The 21036-nt window shown below is 69.8% G+C and carries 14 protein-coding genes; 5 read left to right on the forward strand and 9 right to left on the reverse strand.

Annotation, left to right across the window (positions count from 1 at the left end; genetic code table 11):
- Positions 1-131: 131 nt before the first annotated feature.
- From ACSFA5_RS00665 to ACSFA5_RS00680, 4 genes are all read right to left on the reverse strand, one after another.
- A complete protein-coding gene (locus ACSFA5_RS00665; RefSeq protein WP_435442074.1) occupies positions 132-1085 on the reverse strand; it encodes a substrate-binding periplasmic protein in 954 nt (317 codons plus the stop codon).
- Positions 1078-1905: an ABC transporter permease gene (locus ACSFA5_RS00670; protein ID WP_435442075.1), complete on the reverse strand. Its 828-nt coding sequence runs from the start codon at positions 1903-1905 to the stop codon at positions 1078-1080. The genes ACSFA5_RS00665 and ACSFA5_RS00670 overlap by 8 nt, the downstream gene beginning before the upstream one ends.
- 184 nt (positions 1906-2089) lie before the next feature.
- A complete protein-coding gene (locus ACSFA5_RS00675) occupies positions 2090-2908 on the reverse strand; it encodes an ABC transporter ATP-binding protein (RefSeq protein WP_435442076.1) in 819 nt (272 codons plus the stop codon).
- 4 nt (positions 2909-2912) lie between these two features.
- Positions 2913-4004 (reverse strand): ABC transporter substrate-binding protein, encoded by a 1092-nt coding sequence (locus ACSFA5_RS00680; protein WP_435442077.1) that lies wholly within the window; start codon positions 4002-4004, stop codon positions 2913-2915.
- Between the two features lie 341 nt (positions 4005-4345).
- Here ACSFA5_RS00680 and ACSFA5_RS00685 point away from each other — a divergent pair, with 341 nt between their 5' ends.
- Positions 4346-5806: a SidA/IucD/PvdA family monooxygenase gene (locus ACSFA5_RS00685; protein WP_435442078.1), complete on the forward strand. Its 1461-nt coding sequence runs from the start codon at positions 4346-4348 to the stop codon at positions 5804-5806.
- Between the two features lie 45 nt (positions 5807-5851).
- On the opposite strand, the gene ACSFA5_RS00690 is transcribed toward ACSFA5_RS00685, so the two are convergent.
- Positions 5852-6835: a tripartite tricarboxylate transporter substrate binding protein gene (locus tag ACSFA5_RS00690; protein ID WP_435442970.1), complete on the reverse strand. Its 984-nt coding sequence runs from the start codon at positions 6833-6835 to the stop codon at positions 5852-5854.
- A gap of 181 nt (positions 6836-7016) precedes the next feature.
- On the opposite strand from ACSFA5_RS00690, the gene ACSFA5_RS00695 reads away from it, so the two are divergent.
- Genes ACSFA5_RS00695 through ACSFA5_RS00710 form a run of 4 tightly spaced genes read left to right on the forward strand, consistent with a single transcriptional unit; the run spans position 7017 to position 13000 of the window.
- Complete coding sequence (locus ACSFA5_RS00695; RefSeq protein ID WP_435442079.1) at positions 7017-9245, forward strand: rhodanese-like domain-containing protein; 2229 nt, start codon at positions 7017-7019, stop codon at positions 9243-9245.
- Positions 9242-10225: an ABC transporter permease gene (locus ACSFA5_RS00700; protein ID WP_435442080.1), complete on the forward strand. Its 984-nt coding sequence runs from the start codon at positions 9242-9244 to the stop codon at positions 10223-10225. The genes ACSFA5_RS00695 and ACSFA5_RS00700 overlap by 4 nt, the downstream gene beginning before the upstream one ends.
- A 53-nt stretch (positions 10226-10278) precedes the next feature.
- Complete coding sequence (locus tag ACSFA5_RS00705) at positions 10279-11268, forward strand: ABC transporter permease (protein ID WP_435442081.1); 990 nt, start codon at positions 10279-10281, stop codon at positions 11266-11268.
- A gap of 1 nt (position 11269) precedes the next feature.
- Positions 11270-13000: an ABC transporter ATP-binding protein gene (locus ACSFA5_RS00710; protein WP_435442082.1), complete on the forward strand. Its 1731-nt coding sequence runs from the start codon at positions 11270-11272 to the stop codon at positions 12998-13000.
- Between the two features lie 678 nt (positions 13001-13678).
- Here the strand turns inward: ACSFA5_RS00710 and ACSFA5_RS00715 are convergent.
- From ACSFA5_RS00715 to ACSFA5_RS00730, 4 genes are all read right to left on the reverse strand, one after another.
- Positions 13679-15280, reverse strand: a complete 1602-nt coding sequence (locus ACSFA5_RS00715; RefSeq protein WP_435442083.1) for an ABC transporter substrate-binding protein — start codon at positions 15278-15280, stop codon at positions 13679-13681.
- Positions 15281-15318: 38 nt separating this feature from the next.
- Entirely contained in the window at positions 15319-17055 is a 1737-nt protein-coding gene (locus tag ACSFA5_RS00720) for a hydantoinase B/oxoprolinase family protein (protein WP_435442084.1), read from the reverse strand.
- The gene (locus ACSFA5_RS00725; protein WP_435442085.1) at positions 17052-18740 is read right to left on the reverse strand and encodes a hydantoinase B/oxoprolinase family protein; all 1689 of its coding nucleotides are present in this window, start codon (positions 18738-18740) and stop codon (positions 17052-17054) included. The genes ACSFA5_RS00720 and ACSFA5_RS00725 overlap by 4 nt, the downstream gene beginning before the upstream one ends.
- Before the next feature lie 133 nt (positions 18741-18873).
- Entirely contained in the window at positions 18874-21030 is a 2157-nt protein-coding gene (locus ACSFA5_RS00730) for a hydantoinase/oxoprolinase family protein (RefSeq protein WP_435442086.1), read from the reverse strand.
- Positions 21031-21036 lie beyond the last annotated feature (6 nt).

Consider the following 21036-nt stretch of genomic DNA (forward strand, 5'->3'; position numbering starts at 1 on the left):
GTGCTCGCGGCCAAAGAAGAAATGCGGCTATGGATATGCGTTCGTGGGGTCGGGGATTCAGGGCGGCGCACACCGGCAGCGTGTCCTGTTCACTCGCCCTGAACAACGACGCAAGCAACAGCACCACCCACTCAAGAGTGGCAGACCAGCCCGTCCTTCAGCAGCGTGATCTCGAACTGCAGGTTGCCCGCACGCGCGCTGCGTGCCTTGGCAAGGGTGCCGTCGGCACGCCATCGGCGCAGGGCCGTCGCCAGGTAGTCGCGCGACAGCGTGTCGCCCTGCGCCAACCGCACCGATGCGTCGCTGCGCGATTGCAGGCCCTGCGCCAGTGGCTTGTAGAAGCGCCACTCCTCGTTGCGCATCAGCCGTTCCAGCACCTCGCTGTCTTCGGCCAGTGCCGCGCATTCGCCCGCCATGAAGGCCGATGCCGCATGCACCGACGACGGGTAGCTGCGCGGCTGCGCGCCGTAGCGTTGCGCCACTTCGCCCGCATAGCCCGAGCCTTCGCCCACGCACACCGACGCACCGCGCAGCGCGGCCTCGTCCTGCAGCCGGCCGCGCCGCAATGCAACCACCAGCCCGCGGCCCGTGTCGTAGCTGCCCGGTGCCGCGTCAATGCCTTGCTGGCGCACCGCTTCGGCCGCCACGCCGGCAATCAACAAGTCGATGCGCCCGTCGCGCAAGGCGCCCTCGCGCTCGTCGGGTGCCAGGCCGACCAGCCTGAGCTTCACGCCCAGCGCATCGGCAAGCTGGCGCGCCAGCGCGGCGTCGAAGGCGTCGGGCTCGGGCGGGGTCGGCGCCTCCGGCGGAGCGGGGCGCGGATAGCGGCGCACGCCGACGACCAGTTCGCCGCGCGCCACCGCGCGGTTCAGCACCGGGCCTTTGGGCAGGTTCGCCAGCGGCGGCGTGGTGTCCAGCAAGCGCAGCCAGGCGAGCGATGCAGGCAGGCGCGGGTCGGTGTGGTCCGCGAAAGCCCACGAGCCGCCGATGCTGCCCAGGGCCGCCAGGGCGAGCGCTACACCCAGCACCGTGCCGGTCGCGGCGCGCGTTCGGCTGTGCAGGCCGGTGTGCTTGCGCTCATTCATCGAGGCTCAACCCCACGCGCCAGCGCAGCAGGCGGCGTTCCAGCAGCGCCAGCAGGTAGTTCAGCAGCAGGCCCAGCACCGCCAGCATGAGGATGCCCGCGTACATGGTCGGGATCTGGAAGGTCTCCTGCGAGTTCAGCGTGAGAAAGCCCAGGCCCGAATGCGCGCCGATCATCTCGGCCGCCACCAGCGCGGTGATGCTGTAGGCGCCGGCCAGCCGCACGCCAGTGAAGATCGACGGCAGCGAGGCCGGCAGCACCACCTTGAAGAAGATGAAGCGGCGCGACGCCCCCATCGACAGGGCCGAGTTCACCAGCAGCCGGTCGACCTGCTTCACGCCGCTCACCGTGCTCAGCAGCACCGGCCAGAACGACGCCCAGAAAATGATCGCCACCTTCGACAGCTCGCCAATGCCCAGGAACAGGATGAACACCGGGAACAGCGCAAAGGCCGAGGTCTGGCGAAACAGCTGCAGCACCGGATCGACGATGGCCGCCAGCCGCCTGAAGCCGCCGACCAGCAGGCCCAGCACCACGCCCGCGCTGCTGGCCAGCACCAGTCCCCACAACGAGCGCTGCAGGCTGGCGGCCACGTGTTTCCACAGCTGGTGGTTGTCGACCAGTTGGGCGATGGCGGCCAGCACGGCCGAAGGCGGGCTCAGGTAGGCGTCGCTCACGATGCCCAGGCGCGGCAGCGCTTCCCACAGCAGCAGGAACAGCACGATGCCGATGCCGCGTTCGGCGATGCGGAGCGCGCCGCGGGCGAACTTGAAGAGGCGGCTGGGCCGTCGTACCTTGGGGGCTTCGAGCACGGCACTCATTGGGCGGCCTCTGTTGTCGGAGAGTCGGCCGATGTGCCGCTCGCGGTGTGGTTTTGGCTCCCTCTCCCCTTGGGGAGAGGGCCGGGGTGAGGGTATCGGCCTTCGCACGAGCCCGGCCTGTGCCATTGCCGCTGGCCCTCACCCCAACCCTCTCCCCAAGGGGAGAGGGAGCAAGACGCGGAGCTCATGACAACGCCCCCGCAGGTTGCTGCGACCGTTGCCCGAGCAACCCAAGCTGCACCTCGTCCTTCAACACCTCCCAAGCCCGCTGCCGCAGCGCCGCGAACTCCGCCGTGTGGCGCAGCTCGGCCGAGCGCGGCCGCGCCAACGGAATGTCGATGATGTCCTTGATGCGCCCGGGCCGCTGCGTCATCACCGCTACCCGGTCCGACAGGTACACCGCCTCTTCCAGGCTGTGCGTGATGAACACGATGGTCTTGCGGTGCTGCTCCCAGATGCGCAGCAGCTCGCCCTGCAGCACCTCGCGCGTCTGCGCGTCGAGCGCGGCGAAGGGCTCGTCCATCAGCAGCACGTCGGGCTCGTAGGCGAGCGAACGCGCAATGGCCACGCGCTGCTTCATGCCGCCCGAAATCTCGTGCGGGTAGCGTTCGCCGAAGCCGTGCAGGCCCACCAGCTCCAGGTATTCCTGCGCGGTGCGCCGCCGCGCCGCCTTGCCCTGCCCGCGAATCTCCAGCCCCACGGCGATGTTGTCGAGCACCGACAGCCACGGAAAGAGCGCGTAGCCCTGGAACACCACGCCCTGGTTGCGGTTGATGCCGGCAATGGGCTTGCCGTCGATGGCGATGTGGCCGCCGGTGCGTTCGGTCAGCCCGGCCAGGATGCCCAGGAAGGTCGACTTGCCGCAGCCCGAGGGGCCGAGCACCGACAGGAACTCGCCCTCGCGCACCTCGAGGTCGAAGCCCTCGAGCACGCGCACGCGTTCGCTGGCGCCGCGCGCCGCGTAGTCCATCCGCACACCGCGGGCAATGATCTTGATGCGCATCGGGTCAGGTCTTCGCGGGCTGCGGCTGCTGCCCTTGCGCATGGGGGTTGAACTCGTTCGTGTAGACCTCCTTCACGGAGACCTTGCCGGCCGCGATCTTTCCTTCGGACTGCAGGATGTCGACGTAGTACTGGATCGGCGGCTCGGTCACCACCAGGTCCTCGACGTAGGCGTAGCGGTCCACGTTCTTCAGGTCCATGTTGATGCGCTTGGCCACCAGCTTGCGCGCCTCTTCGGGGTTGGCATTGACCCAGTTGCCGGCCTTCGCCAGCGCGGTGACCACGTCGCGCACCGACTCGGGGTGCTCGCGGATGAACTTGCCGTGCGCGCTGTACGGCGCCATGCCGCCCAGGCCGCCGTCCAGGTCGAAGTCGCTCCACAGCCGCAGCAGCTGGTCGGCGTTTTCGGCGCGGCCGGAGAAGGGCGCGTGGATGATCGCCAGGTCGGTGTTGCGCGTGACGAGCGTCTGCTCGGCCTGCTCGTCGGGAATGACCACGAAGTTGATCTTGTTCACGTCCACGTTGTGCTGGCGCAGGTACTTCTTGGTGACGAACTCGGCGCAGGCGCCGAAGCTGTTGAAGCCGACGGTCTTGCCTTCGAGGTCTTTCGGTGTGCGGATGCCCGAGTCCTTGCGCACGAAGTACTTCATGTGCGGCGCCTCCTGCAGCGTCTTGCCGCCGGCGGCCACCACCTTCAGGTCGGCGCCCGAGGCGATGGCCGAGATGACGAGCGGCACCATGCGGCTGCCGAAGTCGATCTCGCCCGTGCCCACCAGCGGAATGATCTGCGGCGCCGCGATCTTGCCGACGTACTGCGGGCGCGTGTTGGTGCCCTCGAAGTAGCCCAGCTGGTCGGCCAGGTAGATCAGGTCGAACGAGGGGTTGTCGGGGTACTTGAAGGCGACCTTCTCGCCGGCGCTCTTCACCACCGCCGGGCCGCCGGAAGCCGCGCTCTTGTTGTCGTCGCCGCGCGAGCAGCCGGCCAGCCCGAGGCTGCCCAGGCCGCCGATAGCCGTCAGCGACGCGAGCGTCTTGAGCGCCAGGCGCCTGGAGGGAACGGCGCGGGCGGGAAGGGCAAGGGGCGACTCGATGGGCATGGCGGCGCGCTCCGGCACGGGAGCGTTCGATGGGTTGGGAAGCAGGCATCGTAGAAAGCGCCGCGCATGCCATCAACGAAGAAAACCGCGCATGAATATGCGGTGGGGTGCGGTGGGGTGCGGTAGGGCGCGTTGCCAGCTTGTGGCAGCGAGGCCAAGGAATGAAAGCGAATCAACGTATGCGATTTACGTGCTTCGGCTTGCGCGCCGGCTCGCCAAAAATGGCGGCTCTTGCCTTCGAGGGTGAGTGTCTCCTGGTCGCCGGAAAGCGGCGACGGTTCGCGGGCCCTTCGGGGCCCGCACTTTTCTTGCAGCCCCCTTCCAGCCGATCAGGCCAGCCCATGACATCTGCGTCGCCTTCGAACCCAGACCATTTCGCGCACGAAGCGCTGCGCCTGCTCGGCCCCGCGCCCGCCAACTGGGTGCCCGCGCACGAAGGCGTGGACCACAACGTGCTCATCGTCGGCAGCGGCCAGAGCGGGAGCGCCTTCGCTTTCGCGCTTCAGCGCGCGGGCATCGGCGGCGTGAGCGTGATCGACGCGGCCGGCGGCGCGGGCCAGGCGGGCGTGTGGCTCACGCGCGCACGCATGCACAAGCTGCGCACGCTCAAGAGCCTCGTCGGGCCCGAAGGCCCGGTGTCGGCGCTGGGCTTCCAGGCCTGGTACGAATCGCGGCACGGGCAGGAGGCCTATGCGGGCATCGACCGCATCGGCCGCACCGATTGGGCTGCCTACCTCGACTGGTTTCGCGGCGTGACCGGCACCACGGTGCGCTACGGCACGCGGCTCGTGCGCTTCGAGCCCGTCCAGGGCGGCGCGGTGCCGCATTTCAGGCTGCACCTCGAAGTGGACGGCGTCGAGCGCGTGGAGACCGCGCGCAAGCTCATCTTCGCCAACGGCGTGGCCGGCAGCGGCGCGCCCTTCATTCCCGATCTGCTGTCGAACGCGGTGAGCCAGGGCCTTGCGGCCCACACCGGCCATGCGATCGACTTCACGGCGCTCGCGGGCAAGACCGTGGCGGTGATCGGCGGCGCCGCATCGGCTTTCGACGCGGCCGCGGTGGCGCTGGAGAACGGTGCCGCCGCCGTGCACCTGTTCGCGCGGCGTGACCGCATCGCAGCCACGCCGGTGGCCCGTGTGCGCGGCTACCCCGGCTTCTACGACAACTACCTGTCGCTGCCCGACGCCACGCGCTGGCACCACGCGTCGCGCTACCGTCGGCTGGGCACCACGCCACCGCCCGACTCGGTGCAGCGCGTGCTGGCATTCCCCAACTTCCACCTGCACCTGAACGCGCCATGGCAAGGCGCCCAGGTGCAGGGCGCGCAGGTGGTGGCCTCGGTGCACGACGAGCGTTTTCACTTCGACTTCGTGATCGCGGGCACCGGCTACACGCACGAACTCTCGCAACGGCCCGAGCTGGCCGGCATCGCCGACCTGGTGCTGCGCTGGCGCGACCGCTTCCAGCCTGGCGCCGACGAGCGCGACGACGAACTGGGCGCGGCGCCTTACCTGGGTGCCGGGCTCGAATACACCGAGAAGACGCCGGGCACCGCGCCCTGGCTGCGCGACATCCACACCTACAACCCCGGCGGCTTCGCCAGCACCGGCCTGCCGCTGGGCGACGTGCCGAGCATCCGTGGCTATGTGCCTGCGGTGGTGCGCCGCATCAGCGAAGACCTGCTGCACACCGACCTGGCCTTGCACGAGGCCCGCACGCGGGCCGATGTGCCGGCGGACTTCGGCGAGGAGCTCTATGCAGGCGCTCTCTGGCAGAGCGGGGCGCAACGGCTCGCGGCCTGAGCGTCGAAAGAGCCCCGTTCCTGCGCCGCTTCGGCGCGCAGGATGTCAGCGCAACGTGATGCCCGCCGTCTGGATGGTCCTGGCGTAGCGCACGCGCTCGCCCGCGAGCGTGCGCGCCATGTCCGAGGGCGTGCCGCCAGCCACCTTGAAGCCCATGTCCTCGAGCTTCGCGCGGGTCTCGGGCGCGGAAATCACGGACTCGATGTCGCGGTTGATCTTCGCCACCACCGCGGCCGGCGTGCCCGCGGGCGCGAAGTAGCCCTGCCAGCTTTCCACCGAGAAGCCGGGCAGGCCGGCCTCCGCCATGGTCGGCACATCGGGCAGGGCGGCGGAGCGGTACGGGGTGGTGACGGCCAGCGCGCGCAGCTTGCCGGCGCGTACATGGTCGGTCACGGCCGCCAGCGTGATCAGCGTGGCGTCTACATGGCCGGCCAGCACGTCGAGCGTGGCCGGCCCGCCGCCGGAATAGGGGATGTAGTTGACCTGCGCGCCGGTGTCCTGCGCGATCATTTCGTGCGCCACGTGGGCGATGCCGCCGTTGCCGGGCAGGCCCAGGCTGATCGACAGCGGCTGCGCCTTGGCGCGCGCCAGGTAGGCGCGGAAGTCGGTGATGCCGGTCTTGGGGTTGACCACCAATATCTGCGGATTGACCACCGCCTTGATGACCGGCGTGAAGGCTTTCTGGCCGTCGTAGGGCAGGCGGTCGAAAAGAATGGCGTTGAGCGTCAGGCCTTCGCCCTGCTGCAGCAGCGTGTAGCCGTCGGCGGGCGCCTTGGCCACGCGCGCCGCGCCGATGGTGCCGCTGGCGCCGGCCAGGTTCTCGACCACCACCGACTGGCCCCAGCGTTCGGTCAGGCCCTGCGCTATGAGCCGCGTGAGCTTGTCGGCGCTGCCGCCGGCGGCCACGGGCACCACGATGTGCACCGGCTTCGACGGAAAGCCAGCGGCGTCGTCGGCGGCATGCGCCAGGGTGGCGAAGGCACCGAAACCGCTGAAAGCCCATGCCGATGTGACCAGTGCGCCCAGCATGGCGCGGCGCGGGGCAAGGAAGGGGGAGTGTGTGTTCATGTGGCGGCCAATCTAGGCGCCGCACCGGCCGGTTCCAACGAAGCAAACCGGATATGCGTAGACGAAAAAGTTCGTTGGGCGCGCGCGGCAGCCGGCTTAGCCTGAGGGTCGAATTGCCTTTGCCGCCCCCAGAAAGCCCCCCATGAGCCTCACCGAACTTCCCGTGGAAACCGCGGGCAACGACATTGCCAGCGCCCGTGCGCGCGCCATCGACGCCTTTCTGGCCCAGGCGCGCGGCCTGCTTGCCCGCACCGCGGACAGGCCCGCGCTGCAGGCCGTGGCCGATGCGCTGATTGCGCTCGGCCAGCAGAAGTCGCTGTTCCCGGCCGCCCACTTTCCGCTCGACGCGGCCCGCCCCGCGCAGGTCTACCGCCTGGCCGAAGACGCCGACGGCGGCTTCGCGCTGTACCTGTCGGCCGGCCTGGCGGGCAAGGCCCAGCCGCCGCACGACCACACGACCTGGGCGGTGATAGCCGGCGTGGAGGGCAACGAGCGCAACGTGCTCTACCGCCGCGAGAAAACCGCCGACGCGTCGCGCGACACGCTGGTGCAAACCGGCACCGTCGACGTGGCCTCCGGCAGCGCCGTGGTGCTGCTGCCGGACGACGTGCACACCATCGAGCTCATCGGCGGCCAGGACGGCCGCCACCTGCACTTCTACGGCCGTGCGCTGCAGCTGCTCGACCGGCGCGTGGTGTTCGAAGGCACCGAGGGCGGGAGCTTTCGCCACTTCGCGCCGCCGAAGAACATCCGCCATCCGGCCATTACGCCCCAGGCGCTGAAGGCCGCGCTGCAGGACGGCGAAGAGATTGCGCTGCTCGACGTGCGCGAGACCGGCGTCTTCGTGCGCAGCCACATCCTGCTGGCCGCCTCGGCGCCGCTGTGGCGGCTCGAAGTGCAGATCGACCGCCTGGTGCCGCGCCGCGGCACGCGCATCGTGCTGGCCGACGCCGACGAATCGCTCGCCCATGAAGCCGCCGCCAAGCTGGTGCGCCTGGGCTGGCGCAACGTGTCGGTGCTGGCGGGCGGCACCGAAGGCTGGGCTGGCGCGGGCTACGAACTCTTCAGCGGCAGCAACGTGCCGAGCAAGGCCTTCGGCGAGGTCATCGAGCACCAGAAGCACACGCCCTGGATCTCGGTCGACGACCTGCACGCGCGCGTGGAGCGCGGCGACGACATTGTGGTGGTCGACAGCCGCACGCCCGAAGAGTTCGCGGACTTCAGCCTGCCCTTTGCGCACAGCCTGCCGGGCGCCGAGCTGGTCTATCGCATCCAGGAACTCGCGCCCCGGCCCGAGACGCTGGTGGTGGTGAACTGCGCCGGGCGCACGCGCAGCATCGTGGGCGCGCAGACGCTCATCGACGCGGGCATTCCCAACAAGGTGGTGTCGTTGAAGGACGGCACCATGGCCTGGCTGCTGGCCGGGCGCCAGCTGTCGCACGGCCGCGCCGCGCCGCTGCCCGAGCCGGGCGAGGCCACGCGCCAAAGCGCGCGCGCCCGTGCCGAAGACGTGGCCGCGCGCGCCGGCGTGCGCCGCATCGACGCGGCCACGCTCGCGCGCTTCGAGGCCGACGCCGCGTCCGACGAGCGCTCGCTCTACCGCTTCGACGTGCGCACCCGCCAGGAATACGAAGCCGGCCACCTGGAAGGTTGGCGCTGGGCGCCCGGCGGCCAGCTGGTGCAGGCCACCGACGAATACGTGGGCACGCGGCATGCGCGCATCGTGCTGGCCGACTGGGACGGCGTGCGCGCGCTCACCACCGGCGCATGGCTCGCGCAACTGGGCGGGCACGAGGTGTTCGTGCTGTCGCCGCCCGCACTGCCGGTGCGGGTGCTCGGGCCCGAACCGGTGCGCGTGCTGGCGCTGCGTGCCTTCACCCCCGACATCGCGCCGCGCGAGGCTGCCGCGGCACTGGAAGCCGGCACCGCGGTGGCTTTCGACGTGGAGCGCCGCTCGGCCTTCGAGCGCCGTCATGTGGCGGGTGCGCGCTTCGCGGTGCCCGACCGGCTGCAGGAGTTCACCGCCGACCTGCCTGCGTCGCAGGTCATCGTGCTCACTTCGTCCGACGGCGTGCTCGCGCGCACCGTGGCGGCCGAACTGGCCGAGCGCACCGGGCGCACGGTGCGGGCCATTGCGGGCGGCACCCTGGCCTGGGCGGCCGCCCGCCTGCCCACGGCCACTGGCCCCGAAGGCGTGCTGACCGGCGACGACGACCACTGGTACAGCCCCTACGCGCATGCCGACCTGGCCAAGCGGGATGCCGGTTTCCAGCAATACCTCGACTGGGAAATCGGCCTCGTGGCGCAACTGGAGCGCGAAGGCGACGTGGGCATCCGCCTGGTCGCGCCGGGCAAGGCGACCGCGTCATGAACCTGCGCAGCGCGAGCCGCACGCTGGTGCGCACGGCATGGCAGGCCGTGCCGACCGTCATCGGCGTGATCCTTCTCAACTTCCTGCTGATGCAGTGGATTCCGGGCGACGCCGCCGACGTGGTGGCGGCCGAGTCGGGCTCGGCCACCGCGGAGAGCATGGCGCAGCTGCGCACGCACTTCGGGCTCGACCTGCCCGTGCTGCACCAGCTGGGCGCCTACCTGAACAACCTGGCGCATTTCAGCCTCGGCGTTTCGCCGCGCTACAACATGCCGGTGACGGCGCTCATCGGTGCGCGGCTGGGCAACACGCTGCTGCTGATGACGACGGCGCTCGCCTTTGCGCTGGCCATCGGCATCGCCGCGGGCACGGTCATGGCCACGCGCGTGGGCCGCTGGCAGGACCGCACGCTCTCGGTGCTGGCGCTGCTGCTGTATTCCACCCCCGGCTTCTGGCTGGGCCTGATGGCCATCGTGCTGTTCTCGGTGCACCTGGGCTGGCTGCCGACCGGGGGCAGCGAGAGCATCGGCGCGGGCTACACGGGCTGGACGCATGGGGTCGACGTGGCGCGGCACCTGGTGCTGCCGGCGCTGGCCATGGCGGGCTTCTACATCGCGATCTTCTCGCGCCTGACGCGCGCCGCGATGCTCGAGGTGGCGCGCCAGGACTTCGTGCGCACCGCCGAGGCCAAGGGCCTGCACCCGTGGACGGTCAACCTGCGCCACATCCTGCGCAACGCGCTGATTCCGGTCACCACCGTGGCCGGCATGCACTTCGGCACGCTGCTGGGCGGCGCGGTGGTGGTCGAGACCGTGTTCAGCTGGCCCGGCCTCGGCCGGCTGGCCTTCGACTCGGTCGCGGGGCGGGACTACACCGTGCTGCTGGGCGTGCTGCTGATGTCGTCGCTGCTGGTCATCGTGGCCAACATGCTGGTCGACCTGCTGCACGCGTGGCTGGACCCGCGCATCCAGGTGCGCTGAGCGCGCGCCGTCGACTTCCCTTTTTTTGAAATTCCGGGCTTTCAAAGCTTTCGATGTCCACACCTTTCACACTCGATTCCGCGCTCGCCAATCCGCCGGCTCACCCGCCGGCGCCACCTGCCGCCCGCCGCCCTGAACCACCTGCCGGACCTCTCGCGCCGGTCGTCCCTGTCGCCAGGGCCGCGGTGGACGCCAAGCCCGTCTCCAACCGCCACGCCGCGTTGCGCGCCTTCCTGCGCAACCCCGCCGCCGTGGCGGGCGTGGTGCTGCTGTTGTTCATGCTCATCCTGGCGCTGCTCGCGCCGCTGCTCTACCCGGGCGATCCGCTCGACATGGTCGCGCAGCCGCTGCTGTGGCCGGGGCAGGACGCGGCCTATCCGCTGGGCAGCGACTCGCTGGGCCGCGACGTCATCGCCGGCATTGCGCACGGCGCGCGCGTGTCGCTCGCGGTGGGCGTGGTGGCGGCCGTGCTGAGCGTGGTGATCGGCGTGCTCGTGGGTGCCACGGCCGGTTATTTCGGTGGCCGCATCGACGACGTGCTGGTGCGCATCACCGAGCTGTTCCAGACCATGCCGTCGTTCCTGTTCGTGATTGTGGTGGTGGCCATCGGCCAGCCCTCGGTGCCGGTGATCGTGTTCGCCATCGGCCTGGGGTCGTGGCCGGTGATCGCGCGGCTGGTGCGGGCGGAATTCCGTGCGCTGCGCGAAACCGAGTTCGTGCTGGCCGCCCGCAGCCAGGGCTTCAGCCATGCACGCATCATCTTCCAGGAGATGCTGCCCAACGCGTTGCCGCCGGTGATCGTGACCACCTCGGTGCTGGTGGCGAGCGCCATCCTCATCGAGTCGGCGCTGTCCTTCCTGGGCATGGGCGACCCGAACGCGGTGTCGTGGGGCAGCATGATCGGGCAGGGCCGCGAGCTGCTGCGCACGGCGTGGTACCTCACGGCGCTGCCGGGTGCGGCGATCGTGCTGACGGTGCTGGCGCTCAACCTGGTGGGCGACGGGCTCAACGATGCGTTCAACCCCCGGTTGAGGGGGCGCTGAGATGACGCTCGAACAAATCAACCCCACGCCGCCGCTGCTCGACGTGCGCGGGCTGGACGTTTTCTTCCACGGATCGAACGGCCCCATCCAGGCCGTTCGCGGGCTCGACCTGACATTGCAGCGCGGCGAAACGCTGGCGCTGGTCGGCGAGTCGGGCTGCGGCAAGTCGACCACGGCGCTCGCGCTGCTGCGCCTGCTTGCGCCCGGCGCCGTGCTGCGCGGCAACATCCACTTCGACGGGCGCGACATCCTGGCGCTGTCGCCGGCCGAGTTGCGCGAAGTGCGCGGCCGCGAAATCGCGATGATCTTCCAGGAGCCGATGACCTCGCTGAACCCGGTGCACACCATCGGCGCGCAGATCGAGGAGACGCTGCGCCGGCACGAAAAGCTCTCGGCGCTCGCGGCCCGCAAGCGCGCCATCGAACTGCTCGACCTTGTGCGCATTCCCGAGCCGCACCAGCGCATCGACGACCATCCGCACAACCTGTCGGGCGGCCAGCGCCAGCGCGTGATGATCGCGATGGCCGTGGCCTGCAAGCCGCGCCTGCTGGTGGCCGACGAGCCCACCACCGCGCTGGACGTGACCATCCAGGCGCAGATTCTCGAGCTGCTCGACGGCCTGCGCCGCGAGCTCGACATGGCGTTGCTGCTCATCACGCACGACCTCGGGCTGGTTGCGCAATGGGCCGATCGCGTGGCGGTGATGTACGGCGGCGAGAAGGTCGAAGAGGCGCCCACGTCCAAGCTCTTCGCCGCGCCGTCGCATGCCTACACCCGGGGTCTGCTCGGCGCGTCGCTGCATGCCGGCAGCGCGCTGCACTACGCCGACGCGCGGCTGCCTGAGATTCAGACGCGCCTCGACCCTGTGACGGGCGTGCGCGACTTTGCGTTGCACGTGCCGGTGCCGAGCTCGACCGTGCGGGCCTTGCCGGTGCGTGCGGCGGCCGGTGAACCCTTGCTGTCGGTGCAGGAACTGCGCACGGACTACCCCAGGCGTGGAGGCGGCGTGCTGCATGCGGTCGATGGCGTGTCCTTCGACATTCGCGCGGGCGAGACCGTGGGGCTGGTGGGCGAGTCGGGCTGCGGCAAGTCGACGCTGTCGCGCACGCTGCTGCGGCTGGTGAACCCGGCGTCGGGCCGCATCGTGTTCGACGGCACGGACATCGCGTCGTTGTCCGAGAAGGCGCTGAAGCCTTGGCGTCGTCGCGTGCAGATGGTGTTCCAGGACCCGTATGCGTCGCTGAATCCGCGGCGCAGCGTGTTCGACATCATCGAGTCGGTGCTGAAGGTGCACGGCGTGTCGGACCGGGCCGAGCGGCGCAACCGCATCGCTGCGATCCTGGAGCGGGTGGGGCTGCCGGCGGATGCAGGGCGGCGCTTTCCCAACGAGTTCTCTGGGGGGCAGCGGCAGCGCATCGGCATTGCACGTGCACTGGTGCTGCGGCCTTCGCTGGTGGTGCTCGATGAGCCGGTGTCGGCGCTCGATGTGTCGGTGCAGGCGCAGATCCTGAATCTGCTTGTCGAGTTGAAGGAAGACTTCGGGCTGTCGTATCTCTTCATCTCTCACGATCTTTCTGTGGTTCGCTATATCGCGGATCGGGTGATGGTGATGAACAAGGGGCAGATCGTGGAGACGGGCAGCCATCGGGATATATGGGATCGGCCGCAGCATGCGTATACGCGCAGCTTGATTGCTGCTGTGCCGGGGGGGGAGCGGCGGAAGGCTGCTTGATGCTTTTGGTTTTTTTGGTTTTTTGAAGGCTGTCGGCCGGGACTCGCCCCGGCGGGCGACCTGCTTTTCTTTGCTTCGCCAAAGAAAAGTAGGCAAAAGAAAGGCGACCCCACTGTCTGCGACCCCTTCGCTGCGCTACGGGGCAACCTGCGGTGCTCGCGTTTCGCGGGGTCTCGCAGAACTCGCTTCGCTCAAACAGCTGCGAGACCTGATCCGCGAAACGCTGCGCTCCTCGGCGCAGCCAGAGGGGGGGAGACCAATCGGGCCATCGCGTTGCTCGGCCACCAAGTTGCCGCAGGCGCTTCGCGCCTGCAGCGGTTGGTATGGAATCGTCAGTCTTGGTTGCTGGCTGCTGGCTGCTGGTTGTTCTGTGGCCGAGCGCAGCGAAGGCCCGTCGGTATCCAAACCCCTTCTGGATGCGCCGAGGAGCGGAGCGTTTCGCGGATGAGGGCTCGCCCTTGTTTGAGCGAAGCGAGTTTGGGCGAGACCCCGCGAAACGTGAGCACCGCAGGTTGCCCGGAGCGAAGCGCAGGGACGCAGCCAGCAGGGGTCGCCTTTCTTTGCTTACTTTCTTTGGCGAAGCAAAGAAAGCGAGTCGCCCGCCGGGGCGAGACCCGGCCGACAGCCTCAAGAAGAGCCGCAGCCAGCGCCCAACAGCAAGCGCCAACAGCAAACGCCTTACTTCTTCAACTCGTCCACCCACACATCCGCCAGATTCGACTCCACCCCATCCGCCGTCAAAGAATGGTCATGCACCCGCTGGTTGGCGATGGTGATGAACACCGGCTGATAAAGGTTCAGGTCAGGCACATCGCGCGCCACGGTGTCCTGGAAGTCCTTGAACAGCTTCAGCCGCCTGGCCGCGTCGTTTTCCACGGCCGCGTCTTCCAGCAGCTTGTCCACCACCGGGTTCTGGTAATGCGTGCCGTTCGAAAACGGCACGCCCTTGATGAAGTTCTTCGACCAGTACAGCCGCTGCACGCCCACCGTCGGGTCGAACAGGTTGCTCGCGCCGTTGTGGGTGAAGGCGAAGTCGCGGTCGGTGTAGATGCGCTTGATGAAGGCGCTCGGGTCCTGCGCGCGCACCGTCACCGCGATGCCCACGCGCGCCAGCGCCGAGCGCAGGTAGTCGGCCAGGCGCGGGCCGTCGGCGCCGATGGGGTTGAAGTCCAGCGGCACGCTGAAGCGCACGCCGCCGGCCTTCTTCGCAAAGCCCGCTTCGTCGAGCAGCGCGTTGGCCTTCTTCACGTCGAAGGCGTAAGGCGAGGGCGCCGGGTCGTGGAAGGCCTTCAGGCCGGGTGCGATGGGCGAGTAGCTCGCCTGGCCGTAGCCGTAGTTCACCACCTTCACGATCACGTTGCGGTCGATGGCATGGGCCACGGCCTGGCGCACCTTCTCGTTCCTGAAGTACTCGTTGTCGAGGTTGAACTCCAGCCGCGTCACGTTCGACGAGTAGCTGTTGCCCTTGGTCTCGAAGCGCAGCGCGGGCACTTTCTTCAGGCGCTCCAGGTCGGCCAGCGGCACGGGCGTGCGGTAGCCCAGGTCGACGGTGCCGGTCTCGAAGGCCACGGCCGCTGCGGCCGGGTCGGTCACGAAGCGCACGATGAGCTGGTCGACGAAGGGCTTGGGCTTGTCCCAGTAGTCGGTGTTGCGCTCGTACACGATGTGGCTGCCGCGCACCCACTCCTTGAACTTGAACGGACCGGTGCCGATGGGCGCGTTGTTGTTCGGGTTGCTGGCCGGGTCGGTGCCTTCGTAGATGTGCTTGGGCACGATGGGCGTCTCGGTCGCGACCAGCGCGCGGATCAGGTATGGCGCGGGCTTGGACAGCCGCAGCACGGCGGTGTATTTGTCGGGCGTGTCGATGCCGGTGAGGTTGGCAAAGGTGTTGCGCCCCCGCGGGTGGATCTTCTTCAGCAGCTCGATGGAATAGGCCACGTCGGCGGAGGTGAAGTCCTTGCCGTCGTGCCACTTCACGCCCTGGCGCAGCGTGAAGGTGTAGGTCAGGCCGTCGGGGCTGATCGTCCACTTGGTGGCCAGCTGCGGCTGCGGGTTGACGTCGTAGTCGTACTTCAGCAGGCCTTCGGTGACCTTGGCGCTCACGCTCAGGATGGGCGTGGCCACGTTGCCGATGGTGACGAGCGCGGTCGGCTCGCTGGTCGACAGCAGCGTGAGCGTGCCGCTGTGGTTGGGCGGTGCGGCGTGGGCGGCGAGGCCCACGGCGAGCAGCGCGGCGAGGAGGGCGCTGCGAAGCGGAAAGGAGGGGGTCGAGAACAACATGATTTGAAAAACAGGGTCGGTGGAAAGAAAAGAAAAAGTCAGGCGACGACAGGCTCGGCGCCGGCATGCACGGCGCCGGCCGAGGAAGCCTCCGGCGACACCAGCCCTTCGCGCAGGTCGCGCGCCACCAGCGCCGGGTCGCGCTTCGAAGGCTCGCCCAGGCCGCCGCCGCCGGGCGTCTCGACGATCAGGCGGTCGCCCGCCGGCACGATCTGCCGGCCCTTGGCGCGCAGCGTGGTGCCCGAGGACAGCCGCAGCGCACCCGGCGCGCCGTTGCCGCCGCCGAGCGCACCGCGCGCGGGGTTGACCACCCGGTCGAAGGCCGCCGCGATCAGGAAGGCGGCGTCGGGCTGCGCATGGCGCACCTCGATCACCTGGCCCAGGCCGCCGCGCACGGCGCCGATGCCGCCGGAGTCGACGCGAAATTCCTTGCGCTCGAACACGATGGGCGCCTGCGTCTCCAAGATTTCGAGCGACACGTTGCGCACGCCGCTCGGGTAGGCGGTGACCGAAAGCCCGTCCTTGCCGGGCCGCGCGCCGGTGCCGCCGGTGGAAAAGCTGATGACGTTGAAGCGCGCGCCGCGGCGCACGGCCTCGGCGTCGGCCTGGCCGGTGCCCGCGAGCACTTCGCCGCCGACCAGCTGCAGGTTCCACAGCGACGAGGCACCCTCGGCCGGCACGCGGTCGGCCCGGGCCTGGCGCAGCGCGCCGAACACCGCATCGGGCAGCAACTGGCCGACGACATGGCGCGCCGTCACGGCGGCGGGGTGCAGCGCATTCAGGATGCAGCCCGCGGGCGCTTCCACGCGAATGAGCGCGAGCGAGCCCGCGTTGTTCGGCACGTCCGAGCCCACGAGGCAGCGGATGCCGAAGGAGGTGTAGGCGTCGGTGTACGCCTTGACCACGTTGATGCCGCGCGCCACCGTGCCCGAGGTGCCCGCGTAGTCGACCACGATGCCGTCGTCGGCAATGGTCACCGACACCTGCAGCGTGATGGGCGCGTCGTAGCCGTCGGCCACCAGCGTGTGGTGCCAGGTGCCGCGCGGCCAGTCGCGCAGCGCGTCGCGCATGGCCTGGGCCGAGCGGGCAATGACGAAGTCGCCCAGCGCCTCGAGGTCGTCGAACTTGAACTCGCGCAGCAGCGTGCGCAGCCGCCGGCCGCCCACCTCGTTGCAGGCCACCAGCGCGTACAGGTCGCCCTCGACCTGCTCGGGGTCGCGCACGTTGGCGCGGATGATCGCGCGAACGGCCGCATCCACCGTGCCCTGGCGCACGAAACGCAGGATGGGCAGGAACAGGCCTTCGTGATAAATCTCGAGTCCGTCGGGGCTGGAGCCGATGCCGCCGATGTCCACCACGTGCAGCGTGGAGGCGAACAACGCCACGGGCTTCTTCGCTTCGCCTTCGCCATGGAAGACGGGCGTGACCATCGTCATGTCGAACAGGTGGCCGGTGCCCTTCCACGGGTCGTTGGTGAGGAACACGTCGCCGTCTTCCATCGTGTCGATGGGAAAGCGTTGCAGAAAGTGCTTGACCGATTCGGCCATCGAGTTGACGTGCCCCGGCGTGCCGGTCACGGCCTGCGCGATCATGCGGCCGTCGGGCAGGAACACGCCCGCCGACAGGTCGCCGGCCTCGCGCGTCGATGTGCCGAAGGCGGTGTGGATCAGCACCTGCGCCTGTTCCTCGACCACGGAGAGCAGCCGGTTCCATGCGAGCTGGTTGCGGATGAGCTGGCTGCTGGCCAGCGCCTTGGGGGTGGGGGTGGTGCTCATGCAGCGGTTCCTGCGAAATCGTTGGTGGGGGTGGTGGCGGCCTGTGTGACCAGCCCCGCCTTCAGGTCGCGCGCCACCCGTGCGGGGTCGCGCTCTGCCGGGTTGCCCAGACCCGCGCCGCCGGGCGTCTCGACCACGAGCACTTCGCCGGCCGGAATGACCTGGCGGCCCTTGCCGCGCAGCACGGTGCCCGAATGCTTGAGCCGCGCGGCGCCCGGTGCGCCGTCGCCGCCACCGAGCGCGCCGCGCGCGGGAAAGCGGATGCGGTCCCAGGTGGCCGACAGCACCATCGGGTCGCCGTCGGCGTTCTCGATCTCGATGACCTGCCCGAGGCCGCCGCGCGATGCGCCTGCACCACCCGAGTCGGGCCGGTACTCCTTGCGGCGGAACAGCAGCGGGGCCTGCGTCTCGAGGATTTCCAGCGACACGTTGCGCACGCCGCTCGGGTAGGCCGTGGCCGAAAGCCCGTCCTTGCCCGGCCGCGCACCGGTGCCGCCGGTGGAAAAGCTCACGATGTTGAAGCGCCGCGCGCGCCGCAGCGCGTCGTTGGGCCCGCCCTCGATCGGCTGTCCGCCGAACAGGCGGATGTTCCACAGCGAAGACGCGCCTTCGGCCGGCACGCGGTCGGGCCGCGCCTGGCGCAGCGCGCCGAACACCAGGTCGGGCAGCATCTGCCCGATGGCCGCGCGCGCCGCCACCGCGGCCGGCGGCAGCGCATTGACGATGGAGCCCTCGGGCGCGACCACGCGAATGGGGGCGAGCGAGCCCGAGTTGTTGGGCACGTCCGCGCCCACCAGGCAGCGGATGCCGAAGGAGGTGTAGGCGTCGGTGTAGGCCTTGGGCACGTTGATGCCCCGCGCAATGCTGGCCGACGTGCCTGCAAAGTCGACCAGGATGCCGTCGTCGGTGATGGTGACGGCCGCATGCAGCTCCAGCGGCGTGTCGTAGCCGTCCACCGTCATGTGGTTGCGCCAGGTGCCCTTGGGCCATTCGCGCAGCGCCTCGCGCATGGCCAGCCGCGAGCGCTCGACAATGTAGTCGCCCTGCGCCTGCAGGTCGGCCAGCCTGAACTCGCGCAGCAGGCGCTGCAAGCGCACCGCGCCCACGGCGTTGCAGGCCACCAGCGCATGGAAGTCGCCCTCGACCTGTCCGGGCTCGCGCACGTTGGCGCGCACGATGTCGAGCACGGCCGCTTCGATCACGCCCTGGCTCACGAAGCGCAGCGGCGGCAGGAACAGGCCTTCATGAAAGATCTCCAGCGCATCGGGCCCGGCGTTGACGCCGCCGATGTCGACCACGTGCACGGTCGACGCGAAGAGCGCCACGGGCTTGGCTTCGTGGAACACCGGCGTGACCATGACCACGTCGAACAGGTGGCCCGTGCCTTTCCAGGGGTCGTTGGTGACGAACACGTCGCCGTCGCGCATGGTGTCGATGGGAAAGGCGCGCAAAAAGTGCAGCACCGAATCGGCCATCGAATTGACGTGGCCCGGCGTGCCGGTGACGGCTTGCGCCACCATGCGCCCGTCGGGCAGGAAAACGCCGGCCGACAGGTCGCCGGCCTCGCGCGTCGGTGTGCCGAAGGCGGTGCGGATGAGTGCCTGCGCCTGTTCCTCGACCACGGCGAGCAGGCGGCTCCAGACCAGTTGCTGGCGCAGTTGTTGGCGTGCGGGCGCGGTGCTCATCGGTATGCCTCCCTCCCCTTCCGGGGGAGGGCCGGGGTGGGGGTGCGCGGCGCTTGTTCTTGCGCTGCGCCAGTCGGGGAAAGCCCCCATCCCAGCCTTCCCCCAGCGGGGGAAGGAGCTAGACCGTACTTGCTCATGCGGCGGCCTCTTCGGTGATTTCCGCTTCGGCGTGGCGCACGGAGGCCGTGTCGTCCAGCACCAGCGCGCCCAGCCGCGTCGCGCGCGCCTCGAAGCCCGCGATCACGTGCGTGGTCGTCTCGTCTTCGACGATCAGCGCCGGGCCTTCGATCCACTTGCCCGCGCCCAGCGCGCTGCGTTCGTAGACGGGCACCTCGGCCCACCGGCCCGCTTCGGCGTCGTACACGCGGCGCGTGCCCGAGGGCGCCGCGCGGCCGGTGTCGGCCACCACCTCGTCGGGCTCGGGCGCCGCACGGCCGCCGGCTTCCACCGCGACCGACCAGCTCACCGCCTCGGCCGCGATGTGCGGCAGGCTGCGGCCGTACAGCGCGGCATAGCGTTCCTCGAATCGTTCATGCAAAGCCGTGCTCGCAGCCGCGTCGAACGGGCCTTCGGGCAGCTCGACCGGAATCTCGTGCCCCTGGCCGGCATAACGCATGAACGCCTGGCGATGCCGCACCAGCGCCGCACCGGGCGCGGCGCGCAGCACCACGTCGTCGGCAGTCGCCGTCAGCTCGCCGAGCAGCCTGTCGACCGCCGCATGGTCGATGCGGTCGAGCCGCTGCGCCAGGCTGCGCACCGTCTGATAGGCCACAGGCGCCCACAGAAAGCCGAGCGCCGAGCCCACGCCGGCCGAATTCGGAATCACCAGCCGCGCCACGCCGAGCTTGCGCGCGAGCAAGGCCGCATGCAGCGGCGCCGCACCGCCGAAGGCGATGAGCGTGCTTTCTTCCGCCACCTTGCCGAGTTCGGACGCATGCACGCGCGCGGCGTTGGCCATGTTCTCGGTGACGATCTCGATCACGGCCTGCGCGGCCGATTCCACGTCCAGGCCGGTCTGCGCGGCAAGGCCCTGCAGCAGCGCGTCGCGCGCACGCTGCGGGTCGAGCCGCACCTTGCCGACCGCGAAGCGCGCCGGGTCGATGGTGCCGAGCGCGGCGTGCGCGTCGGTCACCGTGGGCAGCTCGCCGCCCAGGCCGTACGCGGCCGGGCCGGGAGAGGAGCCTGCGCTGTCGGGACCCACCTGCACCACGCCCAGGTGGTTCACCCGCGCGATGGAGCCGCCGCCCGCGCCGATCTCCACCATCTCGATCACCGGAATGCGGATCGGCAGGCCCGAGCCTTTCAGGTGCCGGTGCACCCGGCCGAACTCGAAGCTGCGGCTGATCTGCGGCTGGTAGTCGTCGATGAAGCAGATCTTGGCCGTGGTGCCGCCCATGTCGAACGAAAGCGCGCGCGTGGCGCCGATCTGCTCGGCCACCTGGCGCGCCAGCACCGCGCCGCCGGCGGGGCCCGATTCGACCAGCCGCACCGGCTCGTCGATGCCGGCCTGCAGCGTGGTGATGGCACCGCCCGAAGTCATGAGGAAGGGTTCCGCGCGCAGGCCGCGCGCCGTGGCGCCTTCCTGCAGGCGGCGCAGGTAGCCCGCCACCTGCGGCTGCACGTAGGCGTTGGCGCTGATGGTCGACAGGCGCTCGTACTCGCGGATCTCGGGGCACACGTCGGAAGCCAGCGACACCCACAGGCCGGGCGCGTGTTCGCGCAGCAGCTCGCGCACGCGGCGCTCGTGCGCGGGGTTGGCATAGCCGTGCAGAAAGCACACCGCCACGCTCTCGATGCCGTCGGCCAGCAGCTGCCTGGCCAGCACGGCCACCTGCGCTTCGTCCAGCGGCGTGATCACGCGGCCGGCCGCGTCCACGCGCTCGACCACGCCGTGGCGCCAGTGGCGCGGCACCAGCGGCGCGGGTTTTTCGAGGAACACGTCGTACTGGGCAAAGCGGTCTTCGAGGCCGATTTCCACCAGGTCGCGAAAACCGTGCGTGGTGAGCAGCGCCGTGGGCGCGCCCTTGCGCTCGATCAGCGCGTTGGTGGCCAGCGTGGTGCCCAGGATCAGCAGGTCGACGTCGGGCCAGCCGGCGCCGGCCTGCTGCAGCACTTCTTCGACCCCGCCGAGCACGGCCTGCTCGGGCGCGGTCGGGGTGGTGAGCACCTTGAGCGTGTGTTTCTCGGCGCCGCGCAGCAGCACCACGTCGGTGAAGGTGCCGCCGACGTCGACGGCGACGCGCACGCGCGCATCGAGTGCTGCGGGAGATGGGTTGGAGTTCGAGGACATGAGGGA

Origin of the sequence: Variovorax monticola (assembly GCF_051216855.1) — a bacterium.
Lineage (GTDB): Bacteria > Pseudomonadota > Gammaproteobacteria > Burkholderiales > Burkholderiaceae_C > Variovorax.

Excerpts from the sequence above, each read along its gene's own strand:
- ACSFA5_RS00715 (WP_435442083.1), bottom strand. The coding sequence starts at position 15,280 with ATGTTGTTCTCGACCCCCTCCTTTCCGCTTCGCAGCGCCCTCCTCGCC.
- ACSFA5_RS00690 (WP_435442970.1), bottom strand. The coding sequence starts at position 6,835 with ATGCTGGGCGCACTGGTCACATCGGCATGGGCTTTCAGCGGTTTCGGT.
- ACSFA5_RS00670 (WP_435442075.1), bottom strand. The coding sequence starts at position 1,905 with ATGAGTGCCGTGCTCGAAGCCCCCAAGGTACGACGGCCCAGCCGCCTC.
- ACSFA5_RS00695 (WP_435442079.1), top strand. The coding sequence starts at position 7,017 with ATGAGCCTCACCGAACTTCCCGTGGAAACCGCGGGCAACGACATTGCC.
- ACSFA5_RS00665 (WP_435442074.1), bottom strand. The coding sequence starts at position 1,085 with ATGAATGAGCGCAAGCACACCGGCCTGCACAGCCGAACGCGCGCCGCG.
- ACSFA5_RS00730 (WP_435442086.1), bottom strand. The coding sequence starts at position 21,030 with ATGTCCTCGAACTCCAACCCATCTCCCGCAGCACTCGATGCGCGCGTG.
- ACSFA5_RS00705 (WP_435442081.1), top strand. The coding sequence starts at position 10,279 with ATGTCCACACCTTTCACACTCGATTCCGCGCTCGCCAATCCGCCGGCT.
- ACSFA5_RS00725 (WP_435442085.1), bottom strand. The coding sequence starts at position 18,740 with ATGAGCACCGCGCCCGCACGCCAACAACTGCGCCAGCAACTGGTCTGG.
- ACSFA5_RS00710 (WP_435442082.1), top strand. The coding sequence starts at position 11,270 with ATGACGCTCGAACAAATCAACCCCACGCCGCCGCTGCTCGACGTGCGC.
- ACSFA5_RS00675 (WP_435442076.1), bottom strand. The coding sequence starts at position 2,908 with ATGCGCATCAAGATCATTGCCCGCGGTGTGCGGATGGACTACGCGGCG.
- ACSFA5_RS00700 (WP_435442080.1), top strand. The coding sequence starts at position 9,242 with ATGAACCTGCGCAGCGCGAGCCGCACGCTGGTGCGCACGGCATGGCAG.
- ACSFA5_RS00685 (WP_435442078.1), top strand. The coding sequence starts at position 4,346 with ATGACATCTGCGTCGCCTTCGAACCCAGACCATTTCGCGCACGAAGCG.
- ACSFA5_RS00720 (WP_435442084.1), bottom strand. The coding sequence starts at position 17,055 with ATGAGCACCACCCCCACCCCCAAGGCGCTGGCCAGCAGCCAGCTCATC.
- ACSFA5_RS00680 (WP_435442077.1), bottom strand. The coding sequence starts at position 4,004 with ATGCCCATCGAGTCGCCCCTTGCCCTTCCCGCCCGCGCCGTTCCCTCC.